Source organism: Micromonospora sp. ANENR4 (assembly GCF_015354395.1).
Taxonomy (GTDB): Bacteria; Actinomycetota; Actinomycetes; order Mycobacteriales; family Micromonosporaceae; genus Micromonospora; species Micromonospora aurantiaca.
In genome coordinates this window covers 139,625-153,713 of record NZ_JADKYQ010000016.1, presented here as the reverse complement: position 1 = coordinate 153,713, position 14,089 = coordinate 139,625, and the positions used below count along the sequence as shown (strand labels likewise).

Genomic DNA, 14,089 nt, shown 5'->3' with positions numbered 1-14,089 from the left:
GACAAGCGTCATGGCGAGTTCGTCGCCGCGCGGCTGGGCGAACAGCGACACCGCGAACAGCGCCTTGGGGCGGTCGGTCTCGAAGTCGGTGAAGCGCAGCGGTCCGGCCGAGGGGCCGTCGCCCGGCACGTTCTGCATCGCGAACCAGGCGTCGATAAGCGAGTCGGTGTCCGGCCGCTCGGGCCGCAACTCGCGGACCACCCGCTCGTACGGGACCTCCTGGTGGTCGAGCGCGTCGAGGGCGTCGTCGCGGACCCGGCCGAGCAGCTCGGCGAACGTCGGGTCGCCACTCAGGTCGGCGCGCGTGACCACCGTGTTGACGAACAGTCCGATGAGGTTCTCCACCTCGGGCCGGTCCCGGCCGGCCACCGGCGAGCCGATGCCGAAGTCGTCCTGCCCGCTCCACCGGCCCAGCAGCACCTGGAACGCGGCCAGCAGCGTCATGTAGAGCGTGGCGCCGTGTTCCCGGCCGACGCGGTGCAGGCCGGCCACCAGGTCCGGGCCGAGGACGAACTCGGTGGTCGCCGCCGCGTGCGACGGTCGCTCCGGGGCGGGCCGGTCGGTGGGCAGGGTCAGCGCGGGCAGGCCGGCGAGCCGGTCACGCCAGTAGTCCAGGTCGGCGCGGAGCCGGTCGCCGTCGAGCTCGCGGCGCTGCCGCTCGGCGTAGTCGACGTACCGGACGGGCAGGTCGGGCAGGGTTTCCCCGGCGTACGCGGCGGCCAGCTCGCGGGCCAGCAGGCCGACCGACCAGCCGTCGGAGGCGATGTGATGCGTCGCCGCCAGGACCACGTGCTCGGTGTCGGTGAGCGTCCAGACGACGACCCGCAGCAGCGGTCCGGTGGCCAGGTCGAACGGCCGCTCCGCCTCGACCTCGGCCGCCCGGGCGACCTCGGCGGCCGAGCCGGCGGTGCGCCAGTCGACGGGGGTGCCGGCCGATGGCGGCAGAACGACCCGGGGCATGCCGTCGCGTTCCACGAAACGGGCGCGCAGCGCGTCGTGCCGGTCGACCACCGTGTCCACCGCCGTCTGGAACCGTTCCCGGTCGAGCCGGCCGTGCACCCGCCACATCGGAGTGGTGACGTACGCGGTGTCGCGACCACCGGCCAGCCGGTCGAGGAACCACATGCGGTGCTGGGAGAACGACGGAGAGTAATCAACCTGGACACAGTTCTCTAGCTGGCGCAATTCGAATTCTCCTCGACTGGAAACCGGCAGGCGACAAGCGATTACCGACGCATGCGAGTTGCGTCGGCGCGCAATTCGGTCAGACATCCCGAAGCGCCATGCCCATTCATTCACCCATCGGGCGAAATGCATGGCAAGGCGGAAAACGGTCGCATGCACGACCTATTCCACCGCTCGCACTGATCAGAGGTAGGGCCTGGCTGGACGCCATCCCACGTAGCCGTATGTCGGATTTGGTCCCGCTACGACCACAAACGAGAGATCACAGAATCACTCCCAAGCGACCTTTACGATCCTTAAGTTCGTTTCCGGACGCAGATCCCCCGACACCTCCGGACGGACTCATTCTGCAACGCCGTCCGACGCTCTCGCAAACCCCATCCTGTCGGGAAGCCGATGATCGATGGACGACAACTCCACGTGGATCTTCGAGAACGGACGCCCATTCAGGGGCGCCTTTTCACGCATCGCCGCAGATGGCGGCGGGGGCGGGCGCCGGGGCGTCGCGGCCTCCCCGGGGCGCCGCCGTGCCGGGCAACCCGGCGAAAAAATTCTTCGCGTACGGTTGCCCGGGTGGCGACGGTGGACATGAACGGGGGACCGGGGGTGCGCCCGTCGTACCACGCGCGCCTCCCCCGGACGGCGGACGCGGTCGGCCGACCGGCGGACGCGGTCGACCGACCGGCCGACCGTGCCGGCGACGCCGCAGCGTCCACTGTGGCTGGAGTGTGATGCTCGCTACACGGCCTCGGCACCGGCCGCCGGCGGCGTGGCCATCCGATGGTTCCGGCCGGGCACCCGGAAGTGGTGGAACGTGACGGTGGCGCTGACGTCCAGCGCGTGCACCCAGTGCCACCAGCCGACCGGCACCAGCAGCATCTGCCCCGGTTCGAGCACCGTCTCCAGCACCGTCGCCTCGGCGTACCGGGGATGCCGGTCGAGGTCCGGTCGTGCCGCGTCCACCGCACTGAACGTCCCGCCGCGGGGATAGACGAGGTGCCGCTGGTACGACGGCACCAGCCGGACGTGCTTGCGGCCGAGCACCTGGCAGAGCAGCACGGTGCTGTTGTCCACGTGCAACGGCGTCACGGTACCGGCCGGCCCCAGCAGCAGGTGCCCGCCACCGGCCGGGTCGACGAGGTGCGCCGGCGGCCGCACGTCGGCGGCGAGCGCCCGCAGCGCGCCGTTCCAGTTCTCGTTGCGCGGCACCATGTAGTAGTCGTTCGTCCGCGCGCCGGAGTCCAGCAGCGCCACGTAGTCCGCGAACGGCATGGTGGTGCGGTGCCTGTCGTACTGCCAGGCGTGGTCGGGGTTCGCCTCGCGGCCGGTCATCACCTCGACGACCGCGTCCGGGCACCTGCGGGCCATCCGGGCCGGGGTCCAGTCCCGCGCGGGCCAGTCCTCCATCAGGCCGTCGAGCACTACCGGCCGGTTGCCGTAGTAGTAGCGGGCGAAGAACTCCTCGGCGCCGGGGTCGGACCGGCGCTCCAGGACACGGCCCCCGTCGTCCTCGCGCAGCACCCGGTAGGTGTCCAGCACCGACTCCATCCAGTCGTAGCGAAGCGCGAGCCGCCGGCACACGGCGAAGTACGGGTGGCCGGCGAGCGTGGCCAGCTCCGCGTCGACGGCGTCGGCGTCCGCGCCGGCGGCGACGGCCGCCGCGCGGGCCTGCCCGGCGGCGACGCCCATCGCCAGGTTCTCGGCGAGCCACTCCCGCCAGGCGGGGAGCAGGCCCGGCGCGGCGGCCAGCGTCACCGGGTGACCTCGACGGGCGGAGCGGCCGGCGCGGCCGGGCGGAGCGACAGCACCACGGCGTCGCCTCGGGCGTCAGCGGGCGGCGGCGTGAGCCGGGGCGCCCGGCTGTACTCGGAGCAGTTGACGTAGGAGTTCTTGACGTGGGCCGGGATGTGGTCCGGCGTGTTCTCGGTCATGCCCGGCAGTCAACCGGCGCGGCGTCCCGGCCCGCCAGGGACGCCGATCCCGTCCGGCCCGGGACGCCGTCGCCGCACCGCACGGCCGATCCCCCCGTCCCGGCCGGACCGGGACATCCGCCCCTGGCCGCCGGGACACCGCCGCCCGCAGGGTGACGGCGGCGGGCCGCGCCGGCGCGGGAACGGTACGGCGGGCCCGCGCACCGCCCGGCCCGCCATCCGGCTCACGCCGTTCAGGTGGTCCCCCGACGCCTCCCGGCCTGACACAGTGGACCCGACATGCGTGACGAACTCCTCACTCCGCGTCGAACGGCCTGGGCCGTCCTCGTCGCCACCGGCGTGCTCACGCTCGGCGCGGTCGCCGGCTGGGCGGTGGCGACTCCCCCGTTCACCGCCGCCCAGCTCTACTCGCTCGTCGACCTGCTCGACGGCGTCGTCTACGGCGCGGCGGCATGGCTGATCCTGAGCCGCCGGCGCAGCGGCAGCCGGCTTCCGGGGTGGATCGCCACGGCGGCGGCGCTCGGCGGCGCACTCGCCGCGTGCTGCGCCCAGTGGCAGCTCGCTGTCGGTGGGCCGCCGCTGCTGACCGCAGTGCACCAGTGGGCCTGGGTGCCCGGCCTCTACTCGCTCGTCGTGGTCATGCCCTGGCTGCTGCCCGAGCGGCCGCCGAGCCGGCTCGACCGGGTCGCTGTCGCCATCGGCCTCGGATACGTGGCGCTGACGGTGGCCGTCCTCGCCACCGCGCCGCCGCCGGTGGGAGTGGTGCCGCTGACGCCGGAGCTGCGCGACGCCCGCGCCGCGCTGCTGCGACAGTTGTCCCCCGTCCTGCCGTACGCGCTGGTCGGGCTCGGCGCGCTCGCCGCCGCCGGCGTCGCGTGGCGGTGGCGGCGCGGGGAGCCCGCGCGGCGCAACGGCCTCGGCTGGGTGACAGCGGGCAGCGCGTTGCTCACCCTGGCCTTCCTGGCCACGCTTCTGCCACCGGCGGTGGTGCCGCCGGCCGCGCCCGCGCTGCTGATGCTCGCCTCCCAGGCGTTCTTCCCCGCGGCGGTGGCAGTGGTGGTGCTGCGCCAGCAGTTGTGGGGCCTGCGGCTGGCCGTCCGGCGCACCCTGGTCTGGTACCTGATGACCGCGACGGTGATCGCCGCCTACTGCGCGGCGGTCGCCGTGTCCGACCGGCTGCTGCCGCACGCCGCGCCGCTGCCGCAACTGCTGGTCACCGGCGTGATAGCGGCGGCCTTCCAGCCGGTCCGCGCGCTCGTGCAGCGACGCGTGGACGGGCTCGTGCACGGCGAGCCGCCCGAACTCCTGCTGCACCGGGTGGTGCGCAGCGGCGGCAGCACGACCGACATCGGCGCGACGGTGGCCACCGCGCTGCGGCTGGCCGACGTGCGGATCACCGAGGACGGGCCGCAGCCGCCGCCGCACGAGGGCGGGCCGCCGGTCACCGTGCCACTGGTCCGCGGCGACCGGCTGGTCGGCCACCTGCACGCCTGGCCCCGGCCCGGCGAACTGCTGGACGACCGGGCCGGGGAGGCGCTCGCCGTCCTCGCCCCGGTGGTCGCCGCGATGGTGGACCTCGCCGGCACGAACCGGGACCTGGCCCGGTCGCGGCAACGGCTGGCGGAGGTACGCGACGAGGAGCGCCGCTCGCTGCGCCGGGACCTGCACGACGGCCTCGGGCCGGCGCTCAGCGGCATCGGGCTGGGCCTGGCCGCCACCCGCAACCTGCTGCGCCGCGACCCGGACCGGGCCGAGGATCTGCTGGACCGGCTGACCGAGGAGCTGACCGCACGGGCGGCGGAGGTGCGGGAGCTGGCGCACGGGCTGCTGCCGCCGGTGCTCGCCGACGGCGGGCTGCGTCCCGCCCTGGACCTGCTGCGCACCCAGTACGCGCGGGCCGGGCTGCGGATCGTGATGCGCGCACCCGCCTCGCTGGACCCGCTGCCGGAGAGGGTCGCCACCGCCGCGTACGGCGTCACCGCCGAGGCGGTGCGCAACGTGCACCGGCACGCCGGGGTGGACACCTGCACCGTGTCGCTGGACCGGCGACCGGACCTGCTCCGGGTCACCGTCACCGACGAGGGCCGGGGCGTGGCCGCCGGGCCGGTCCGCCCCGGCGTGGGGCTGCACGCCATGCGGGAACGGGCGCAGGCGGTCGGCGCGACGCTGACCGTCGGGCCGGCCCCCTCCCGTGGCACCACCGTCTGCCTGACCGTCCCCCTGGAGTGCCGGTGACCGACCGCCCGATCCGCGTCGTCGTGGTGGACGACCACCCGGTCTTCCGGCTCGGCATGAGCGCGCTGCTGGACACCCTCGACGGCATCGAGTGCGTCGGCGAGGCCGCCGACGCGTCCGAGGCCCGGGCGCTGGTCGGCAGCACCCGGCCGGACGTGGTGCTGATGGACCTCCATCTCGGGCCGGGGTCCGGGATCGAGGCCACCCGGGCGTTGAGCCGTGACCACCCGGAGGTCCGGGTGCTGGTGGTGACCATGCTCAACGACGACGCCTCACTCGTCGCCGCGGTACGTGCCGGAGCGCGTGGATACGTGCTCAAGGGGGCCTCGGCCGCGGACGTGGAGCGCGGCATCCGGGGTGTGGCCGGCGGCGACCTGGTCCTCGGCGGCCCGCTCGCCGACCGCGCCGCCGCCCTGCTGGGCGCCCGCGCCGACGGCCCGTTCCCGGAACTGACCGACCGGGAACGCGAGGTGCTCGGCCTGCTCGCCCGGGGCCTGTCGAACCCGCTCATCGCGCACCGGCTCGGGCTGAGCGCCAAGACCGTACGGAACAACGTCTCCGCCATTCTGGTCAAACTCCGTCTCGGCAGCCGCGCCGAGGCGATAGCCCGGGCGCGGGACCACGGAATGGGTAATCCGAACGCCGCCGAGCTGCCGCCGTCCCCGGCCCGCTGACCGGCGCCGCCGATTTCGAATCGGCACCCCGGGTCTCGATTCCGATGCGGGCGGCGGAGACGATTACCGCCCGCTGTTCCGGATGACGGTCCCGGCACCGGCCGGTCGGCTTCGTGGCTGCTCAGAGGTGCTGCGCCGGCCGCCCTGTAGCGCCCGAAGCGGGCGGAGAAAGACATCTCCCCACCTGGAAAGAAAGCCTTCCCTAACCAAGGTAAGGCTCATCTTCGCCGGTCCGGGACTCGGCGCGGAAACGACTGCTTACGGCCGCCAACCCCGCATTCCGTTGTTAAGGTGAGCATGATCCTCACTGACGGCGGACGGGTTTGCGGACCGGACCGCCCGGCAAATACCCGATGGCATTCGAGCACCACGAGGCCGGCCGTTCGTGTCCGCCGGCCCGCATGACTTGGAGGCACCATGAAGACCCTGTTGCAGTCTCCGCCGGTACGTGAATGCGCCGCCACCGCGTGCAGCTTCAACGACAACGGCTGTCACGCTCCCGCGATCACCGTGGCGGCGTCCGCCGACGCGGCCTCCTGCGCGACGTTCGTCGAGTCCTCGCTCAGCGGCGGGATCGCCGAGGTCACCGGCGCGGTCGGCGCCTGTGCGCGGGCCGAGTGCGTGTACAACACCAACCTCGCCTGCACCGCCGAGTCGATCACGGTCGGGCCGGGCGCCACGGTCAGCGACTGCCTGACCTATCAGCCCGCCTGACGAACCGGACACCACGCCCGTACGGGTCACGGCGCCACCGTCGTGACCCGTACGGCATGTGCGGCATCCGACCCGCCGTTGCACAGGTAAGCCTTACCTACTACCGTCTGACCTGGGCCGACTTCACCCCTTCCCGGCCGAGGAGACAGACATGGCGTTGCACCCCGCCGGGCGCCCGGCCCCGTCGGCCGGCGTCGCCCCGGTCACCGCAGGGCCGTCGGCGCTTCCCGCCACGCCCCGCGACGCCGTCTCCGCCCGGTGCGTGCTGAGCGCCGCCTCCTCGGTGCGGCTGACGCTCGGCGACACCACCGCCGATCTCCTCTCCGCCCACGCCGTCCTCCCCGACGGCACGATCGTGCTCGCGGTCGACGCGATGAGCCGCACCGGTGGCCTGCTGGTCGCCGCGCGCGGCCACAGCGGTGCGGTACGCCTCGACGTGACCCACCTCGCCCCGGTCGCCGTGCGCTCCCGGGTGCGCGCCCGGCTGCGGATCGTCGGCACCGCCCGCCGCTTCGACCCGGCCGCGCTCGACGCCTGCGACCCGGCCACCGTGATGTCGCTGCTGGATCTGCCGCCGGTGGCGCTGTGGGCACTCGCGCCGGACGAGATCGTCCTCGACCGGGCCGCCGAGCCCGTCGCGGTGGACCTCGGCACGTACCGCGCCGCCCGTCCGGACCCGATCGCCGTCGACGAGGCCGCCCACCTCGCGCACCTGGCCCGGTGCCACGGCGACCTCCTGGACCGGCTCGGCACGCTCGTCGACAGGGGCGCCGACGGGACGCGGATCGTCCCGGTCGCGCTCGACGCCGAGGGCATCGTGCTGCGCGCGGAGCGGTCGGGCGGTCACACCGACACCCGGTTGTCCTTCGCCCGGCCGGTCACCGCCGGCGCCGGCCTCGCCGAGGCGCTGCGGACGCTGCTCGCCTAGGGCGCCCGGGCGGACCTCGCCCGCCCGGATCGAGGCTGCTCACGAGCGTCGCAGATCAGCCGGCTTCGCCGTCGTACCCGCCGCTTCCGCTCTGTACCGAACGCATCGCAGCGGCGGCGGCGCGCCCACCCGTGGCGCCCACCGACGGTGGGGTCGGCGGGCACCGTCGTGGTGGTCGTCAGCTGGTGCAGCAGATGCCGGCCTGGCCGCCGGCCGGGGTGTCGAGACTGACCAGGCTGAGCGGTGCGGAGAGCAGGCCCCCGGAGATTCCGGTCGCCAGCCCCTGTGCGGCCGGCGGGGCCGCGGGGTCGGGGCCGCAGCAGCCGTCGGTGCCGGTGGAGTCGGCGGGGTTGCTGTTGCAGACGCCGGTCTCGGGCAGGTCGAGCTGGACGTCGCGGGCGGCGTCCCAGTCGCCGGCGAGAGCGGCGGCGACGGAACGGACCTGCTCGTATCCGGTGGCCATGAGGAACGTCGGTGCGCGGCCGTAGCTCTTCATGCCGACGGCGTAGTAGCCGGCCTCGGGGTGCGCGAGTTCGGCGGCACCGTGCGGGGGAACGGTGCCGCAGGAGTGCTCGTTCGGGTCGATCAGCGGGGCGAGGGCGCGGGTCGCGCCCATGACCGGGTCGAGGTCCAGCCGCAGCTCGGCCGCGATCGAGTGGTCGGGGCGGAAGCCGGTGGCGGCGACGACACGGTCCACGGTGACGGACTCGTCGGTGCCGTCGGCGTGACGGACGACCACGGCGACCCGGCCCTCGGCCGGGGTGAGGGCGTGCACGGAGAAGCCGGTGAGCAGCCGGATGCGGCCGGCGTCGACGTGGTCACGCAGCCGGGCGCCGAGCGCGCCGCGGGCGGGCAGGGCGTCGGCGTCTCCGCCGCCGTAGGTGCGGGCCGGGCTGGACGAGCGGATCGCCCAGATCACCTCGGTGCCGGGTTCGGCGGTGGCCAGCTCGGCCAGCGACAGCAGGGTGTTCGCGGCGGAGTGGCCGGCGCCGACGACGAGGGTGCGCCGGCCGGCGAAGCGGTGCCGGTCGCCGCCGAGCACGTCGGGCAGCGCGTGGTCGAGGAACGCCGCCGCGTCCTCCTCGCCCCGGGCGGGCAGGCCGGAGGCGCCGAGGACGTTGGGGGTGCCCCAGGTGCCGGAGGCGTCGATGACGGCGCGGGCCAGCAGCTCCTCGCCGTCGGCGAGGCGGATCAGGAACGGCGTCTGTTCGCGGCCGGCGGTACGCAGCCGGTCCAGGCCGAGCCGGCTGATCGCCGTTACCCGCGCGCCGTAGCGCACGTGGGGCTTGAGCTGCGGCAGCTCCGCGAGAGGCTGGAGGTAGCCGGTGACCAGCTCTGCGCCGGTGGGCAGGACGTCACCGGCCGGTGCGACCCAGCCGGCGTCGTCGAGCAGCCGGCGGGCGGCCGGGTCGACGTTGTACCGCCACGGGGAGAACAGTCGCACGTGCCCCCACTGCCGCACGGCCGCGCCGGCGGTGTCACCGGCCTCCAGGACGAGGAAGGGCAGGTCACGCTCGCGCAGGTGGGCGGCGGCGGCCAGACCAACCGGGCCCGCGCCGATCACCACGACGGGCGACTCGTCCAGGACACTCATCGGGAACTCCTCTGTATTGACAGTTTTCGAATCAGTCAGGTGCGGTGACGTCACGTCGCGCCACCGGGCAGCCGTCAGCAGACTCCGACCGGATCGGGCGCCGGGCGACCCATCACGACGTCGGCGGCGGACGGGAAGCAGCCGACACAGGCGTCGTTGATGCGATAGTGGCGTGCGGTGCCGACCGGCTCGACGAGCACGAACCGCACCTCGGTGAGGATTTTCAGGTGCTGGGAGACGGTGGACTGGGCGAGCCCGACCGCGGCGACGAGTTCCCCCACGCTCATCGGCCGGGCGTGGCGGGCCAGGTACTCCACGATCTGCACCCGCGTCGGGTCCGCGAGCGCCCGGAACCACGAGGCGTAGGTCTGCGCGGTGTCGCGGTCGAGGAGGTCGCCCACCACCACTCCTTCAATCGTTTATCGCCGATCGACGATGAAGCCTAGCAGGCGCCGGAGCCGACGACCGCCGGACGGGCACCGCGTGACGACGCCCTCCCCGGCGGGCACCCTGTCTTGATGTCGTTCTAAACAAAGACTTGCACGCTGATTAGATAGATGTCAACCTAGAGACATGCCGAAGCAACAGGCGCCGATCCCCCTCGTCGACCTCAGCGCCGACGCGCCGTGCTGCCCCTCGCTGGCGCAGCGCCGTGTCCCGGCCGAGACCGCGGCGGTGCTCGCGCCCGCGTTCAAGGCCCTCGGCGATCCGGTACGGCTGCAGCTGATGTCGATGATCGCCTCCGCCGAGGGCGGCGAGGTGTGCGTGTGCGACCTGACGCCGGCGTTCGACCTGACCGGGCCGACGATCTCCCACCATCTCAAGACGCTGCGCGAGGCGGGCCTGGTGGACGCCGAGCGGCGGGGCACCTGGGTCTACTACCGCGCGCGGCCGCAGATCCTGCGCCGGCTCGCCGGCCTGCTGTCGATCGAGCCGGCCGCCGCGGAGCAGCGGTAGCCCTCGAGGGAGCGGTCCGATCACCCCCGAGCCCCGTTGCCGCCACACCGACACCCCACTGGAGCGTCCATGAGCACCGCCACCAGAGCCGACCATGCCACGCCGGTGGTGGCACGCCTGTCGCGCCTCGACCGGTTCCTGCCGGTCTGGATCGGTCTGGCAATGGTCGCCGGTCTGCTGCTCGGTCGGATCGTCCCCGGCCTGGACGACGCTCTCGGCGCCGTCGAGGTCGGTGGCATCTCCCTGCCCATCGCCCTCGGCCTGCTGATCATGATGTATCCGGTCCTGGCCAAGGTCCGCTACGACCGCCTCGACACCGTCACCGGTGACCGGCGCCTCCTGGTCTCGTCGCTGGTCCTCAACTGGATCGTCGGTCCCGCCGTCATGTTCGCCCTGGCCTGGGTGTTCCTGGCCGACCAGCCGGAGTACCGCACCGGTCTGATCATCGTCGGCCTGGCCCGCTGCATCGCGATGGTCATCATCTGGAACGACCTGGCCTGCGGCGACCGGGAGGCAGCGGCGGTCCTCGTCGCCGTCAATTCGGTGTTCCAGGTCGTCGCCTTCGGCCTGCTCGGCTGGTTCTACCTGTCGGTGCTGCCGGGCTGGCTGGGTCTGGACGGCGCCGCGCTGGATGTCTCCGGCTGGGACATCGCCGGTAACGTACTCGTCTTCCTCGGCATCCCCCTGCTCGCCGGCTACCTCTCCCGCCGCCTCGGCGAGCGCACCAGGGGCCGCGACTGGTACGAGCGGCGGTTCCTGCCCAGGGTCGGGCCCGTCGCCCTGTACGGACTGCTGTTCACCATCGTCGTGCTGTTCGCCCTGCAGGGCGAGGCCATCACCGACCGGCCGGCCGACGTGGCCCGCATCGCTCTGCCGCTGCTGGCCTACTTCGCCCTCATGTGGGCCGGCTCCTACCTGCTCGGCCGGGCCATCGGTCTCAACTACGAACGCACCACCACCCTGGCGTTCACCGCGGCGGGCAACAACTTCGAACTGGCCATCGCGGTCGCGATCGGCACCTTCGGGATCGCCTCCGGCCAGGCCCTCGCCGGTGTCGTCGGCCCGCTGATCGAGGTCCCGGTCCTCGTCGGCCTGGTCTACGTGTCGCTGTGGGCCCGCGCCCGCCTGTTCCCCGCGCCGGGCACCCGGCCGTGAGACGCCCCGACCGCGCTGCGGCACGCCGCGCGGCAACCACCCGTATCAGGGAGACCCGATGAGCGGCAAGCCCAGCGTCCTGTTCGTCTGCGTGCACAACGCCGGCCGTTCCCAGATGGCCGCCGGGTGGCTGCGCCACCTCGCCGGCGACACCGTCGAGGTGCGCTCCGCCGGCAGCGCGCCGGCCGGCCAGGTCAACCCGGCCGCCGTCGAGGCCATGCGGGAGGTCGGTATCGACATCACCGGCCAGACCCCCAGGCTCCTGGAGTACGAGACGGCGGAGTCCTCGGACGTCATCGTCACGATGGGCTGCGGCGACGCGTGCCCCGTCTTCCCGGGCAAGCGGTACGAGGACTGGAAGCTCGACGACCCCGCGGGCAAGGACGTCGACGCGGTACGCCCCGTCCGGGACGAGATCCGCGCCCGGGTGGAACGGCTGCTCGCCGAACTGCAGTCGACACCGTAGTGGTAACCGACGATGATCCGGTCCTGATTGCACCGGCGGGCGGCCGCCGTTGGTGCGACGATGCAAGCGTGGGAACTGCGAAGACTGCCACCCCTGCCATCTCGCCGCTCACCGGCGAGCCGATCAAGCGTGCCGACGCCGAACGCCTCGCGGGCGTCCTGAAGGCGTTGGCCGACCCGGCCCGGCTGCGCCTGCTCAGCCTGATCCAGTCCGCGCCGGAGGGCGAGGCGTCCGTCAGCGACCTCACCGCGCCGCTCGGTCTCTCCCAGCCGACCGTCAGCCATCACCTCCGGATCCTCACCGAGGCCGGCCTGATCGAGCGGGAGAAGCGGGGCGTGTGGGCGTACTACCGCCTGGTGCCGTCCGCGATCTCGGCGATCGCCGAGTTGCTGACGCCTCCTCGTAAACGGCCGACGAAGAAGGTCCGCTGACCCGGCACCCTTGAGGTGCGCGGCCCGAGCCGGTAGAAACGGCGGGGCCGACAGGAGATCAGTCATGACCGACACCGACGGGCGGTTGTCCGCGACGCCGCGTACGACCCTGCGCCGGATGAAGGAGAAGGGGCACCGCGACCGCGCCGCCCTGTTCGACGTGCTCCGGGCCGCCGCCGTCTGCCATCTGGGCGTGCTCGTCGACGGCGGACCGATGGTCGTGCCGACCGTCTACGGCTTCGACGACAGGCACCTCTATCTGCACGGCTCGGTGGCCAGCCGGAGCCTCACCACTGACGCCGAGGTCTGCGTGACGGTCACCGTGGTCGACGGGCTGGTCCTGGCGCGCTCGGTGTTCGAGCACGGGATCAACTACCGCAGCGCGATGATCTACGGCCGGCCCCGGTGGGTGACCGACGCCGAGGAGAAGGTGTACGGCCTGCGGCTGCTGACCGAGCACGTCGCCCCCGGCCAGTGGGACCACGCCCGCCGACCGAACCGGCGGGAACTGGCGGCCACCGCGCTGCTGGCGCTTCCGCTGACCGAGGCGTCGGTCAAGACGCGCAGCGGACCGCCGGACGACGGCGACAGCCCGGACGCCGCCCTCGGGCTCTGGGCCGGCGAGCTGCCGCTTGTCGCGCGCTGGGAGCAGCCGGTGACCGACCCGGCGCTGCCGCCGGCGACGCCGGTGCCGGCGCACGTCGCGGCGCGCGCCGGCACCCGCGCCGACCAGGGCTGACAGGCGGCACCCGGTCCGTCACCGGAGCTGGCGGGCCACCTCCGCCAGCGGCAGCCGGGGCTGGACGGCCGCGCGGGCGGCCACCACGGCGAGCGCTCGGGGCACACCGGCGCAGTGCGCGATGATCTCCCGTACCGCCGCGCGCTCGGCGGTGAGGCGACGCTCGCCGAGGCGCGCCGCCAGCAGGTCCCACGCCTCACCGGCGGCCAGCTCGTCGACCACGACCGGGCACGCGGCCTCGCCGACGACCAGGCCGGTGAGGCGGTGCCGGCTGGTCACGACCACCATGCAGCCGGGTACGCCGGGCAGCAGCGGCCGCACCTGGTCGGCGTCGCGGGCGTCGTCGAGGACGATGAGCATCCGGCGTCCGGCGAGCGCGCTGCGGTAGAGCCCGGTGCGCGCCGCCGGTCCGCACGGGACCCCACCGGGTACGTCGAGCGCCTCGATCAGGCCGCCGAGCGCCTCGGCCGGCGCCACCGCCGGCCGTACCGGGTCGCTGCCGCCGAGCTGGACGTGCAGCACCCCGTCGGCGAACCGGGCGGCCGACCGGTGCGCCCAGCGCAGCGCCAGCGCCGTCTTGCCGATGCCGGACCGGCCGGACAGCACGCACACCACCACGCTCGACATCCGCCGCGGCCCGCCTTCGAGCAGCCGGTCGAGTTGCCGCAGTTGTGCCGAACGGCCGGTGAAGCCGGGGATCTCCAGCGGCAGCTGCATGGGACGGATCCGGGCCGCGACCGCCGGGTGGGCGGGCAGGCCGAGGACCTCGCGGAGCAGCCGGACGGTCGCGGGCCGCGGACGGGTCACCCGCGACGACTCCAGGTTGCGGATGCTCCGGACGCTCAGTCCGGTGCGGGCGGCCAACTCCTCCTGTGTCAGGTTGGCCATTCGCCGTGCGGTAGCGATCTCATGACCCAACGTATCCATGTAGCCGATCACAGCGTCGTCTCCGTACCGGTTCTGGTGGATTCATGACGGTGGACCACCGAAGCCGCGGCCGCTGAGCGGGCAGTCAGCAGCGACATTGCCGGTGATCTGCCGGTGAAGCTCCTGTTGGCCAGACGAGGTTAAGTCCACAGT

General features: G+C 73.6%; 15 protein-coding genes. 9 read left to right on the top strand and 6 right to left on the bottom strand.

Annotated elements, in window-relative coordinates; all coding sequences use genetic code 11:
• From IRY44_RS25815 to IRY44_RS25805, 3 genes are all read right to left on the bottom strand, one after another.
• Positions 1 to 1,272: condensation domain-containing protein (locus IRY44_RS25815; RefSeq protein ID WP_228532792.1), on the bottom strand; the 1,272-nt coding region annotated here is incomplete at its 3' end.
• Between the two features lie 651 nt (positions 1,273 to 1,923).
• A complete protein-coding gene (locus IRY44_RS25810; RefSeq protein WP_269697204.1) occupies positions 1,924 to 2,940 on the bottom strand; it encodes a cupin-like domain-containing protein in 1,017 nt (338 codons plus the stop codon).
• A complete protein-coding gene (locus tag IRY44_RS25805) occupies positions 2,937 to 3,116 on the bottom strand; it encodes a hypothetical protein (RefSeq protein WP_194802816.1) in 180 nt (59 codons plus the stop codon). Before IRY44_RS25805 ends, IRY44_RS25810 begins: the two co-directional genes overlap by 4 nt.
• Positions 3,117 to 3,395: 279 nt before the next feature.
• On the opposite strand from IRY44_RS25805, the gene IRY44_RS25800 reads away from it, so the two are divergent.
• The 4 genes from IRY44_RS25800 (at position 3,396) to IRY44_RS25785 (ending at position 7,667) form a co-directional block, all read left to right on the top strand.
• Positions 3,396 to 5,351, top strand: a complete 1,956-nt coding sequence (locus IRY44_RS25800) for a sensor histidine kinase (RefSeq protein WP_194802815.1) — start codon at positions 3,396 to 3,398, stop codon at positions 5,349 to 5,351.
• Entirely contained in the window at positions 5,348 to 6,025 is a 678-nt protein-coding gene (locus IRY44_RS25795; RefSeq protein ID WP_269697205.1) for a response regulator transcription factor, read from the top strand. Before IRY44_RS25800 ends, IRY44_RS25795 begins: the two co-directional genes overlap by 4 nt.
• 417 nt (positions 6,026 to 6,442) lie before the next feature.
• A complete protein-coding gene (locus tag IRY44_RS25790; RefSeq protein ID WP_135240735.1) occupies positions 6,443 to 6,739 on the top strand; it encodes a DUF1540 domain-containing protein in 297 nt (98 codons plus the stop codon).
• A gap of 151 nt (positions 6,740 to 6,890) precedes the next feature.
• Entirely contained in the window at positions 6,891 to 7,667 is a 777-nt protein-coding gene (locus tag IRY44_RS25785) for a DUF2470 domain-containing protein (protein ID WP_194802814.1), read from the top strand.
• Positions 7,668 to 7,845: 178 nt separating this feature from the next.
• Here IRY44_RS25785 and IRY44_RS25780 read toward each other — a convergent pair whose 3' ends face one another.
• Positions 7,846 to 9,261: an FAD-dependent oxidoreductase gene (locus tag IRY44_RS25780; protein WP_194802813.1), complete on the bottom strand. Its 1,416-nt coding sequence runs from the start codon at positions 9,259 to 9,261 to the stop codon at positions 7,846 to 7,848.
• 74 nt (positions 9,262 to 9,335) lie between these two features.
• Positions 9,336 to 9,662 carry an ArsR/SmtB family transcription factor gene (locus tag IRY44_RS25775; RefSeq protein ID WP_370585014.1) on the bottom strand — a complete coding sequence of 109 codons (327 nt, stop codon included), beginning with the start codon at positions 9,660 to 9,662 and terminating at the stop codon, positions 9,336 to 9,338.
• Between the two features lie 172 nt (positions 9,663 to 9,834).
• Here IRY44_RS25775 and IRY44_RS25770 point away from each other — a divergent pair, with 172 nt between their 5' ends.
• From IRY44_RS25770 to IRY44_RS25750, 5 genes are all read left to right on the top strand, one after another.
• The gene (locus IRY44_RS25770) at positions 9,835 to 10,218 is read left to right on the top strand and encodes a helix-turn-helix transcriptional regulator (protein ID WP_194802811.1); all 384 of its coding nucleotides are present in this window, start codon (positions 9,835 to 9,837) and stop codon (positions 10,216 to 10,218) included.
• Positions 10,219 to 10,287: 69 nt separating this feature from the next.
• Positions 10,288 to 11,373: an ACR3 family arsenite efflux transporter gene (gene arsB, locus IRY44_RS25765; protein ID WP_194802810.1), complete on the top strand. Its 1,086-nt coding sequence runs from the start codon at positions 10,288 to 10,290 to the stop codon at positions 11,371 to 11,373.
• A gap of 58 nt (positions 11,374 to 11,431) precedes the next feature.
• On the top strand, positions 11,432 to 11,839 hold the full coding sequence (locus tag IRY44_RS25760) for an arsenate reductase ArsC (protein WP_194802809.1): 408 nt from the start codon (positions 11,432 to 11,434) through the stop codon (positions 11,837 to 11,839).
• A gap of 68 nt (positions 11,840 to 11,907) precedes the next feature.
• Positions 11,908 to 12,270, top strand: a complete 363-nt coding sequence (locus IRY44_RS25755) for a helix-turn-helix transcriptional regulator (RefSeq protein ID WP_135240741.1) — start codon at positions 11,908 to 11,910, stop codon at positions 12,268 to 12,270.
• 64 nt (positions 12,271 to 12,334) lie between these two features.
• Positions 12,335 to 13,009 carry a pyridoxamine 5'-phosphate oxidase family protein gene (locus tag IRY44_RS25750; RefSeq protein WP_194802808.1) on the top strand — a complete coding sequence of 225 codons (675 nt, stop codon included), beginning with the start codon at positions 12,335 to 12,337 and terminating at the stop codon, positions 13,007 to 13,009.
• A gap of 18 nt (positions 13,010 to 13,027) precedes the next feature.
• Here the strand turns inward: IRY44_RS25750 and IRY44_RS25745 are convergent, their stop codons facing one another.
• A complete protein-coding gene (locus IRY44_RS25745; protein ID WP_228532791.1) occupies positions 13,028 to 13,936 on the bottom strand; it encodes a helix-turn-helix domain-containing protein in 909 nt (302 codons plus the stop codon).
• Positions 13,937 to 14,089: the final 153 nt, after the last annotated feature.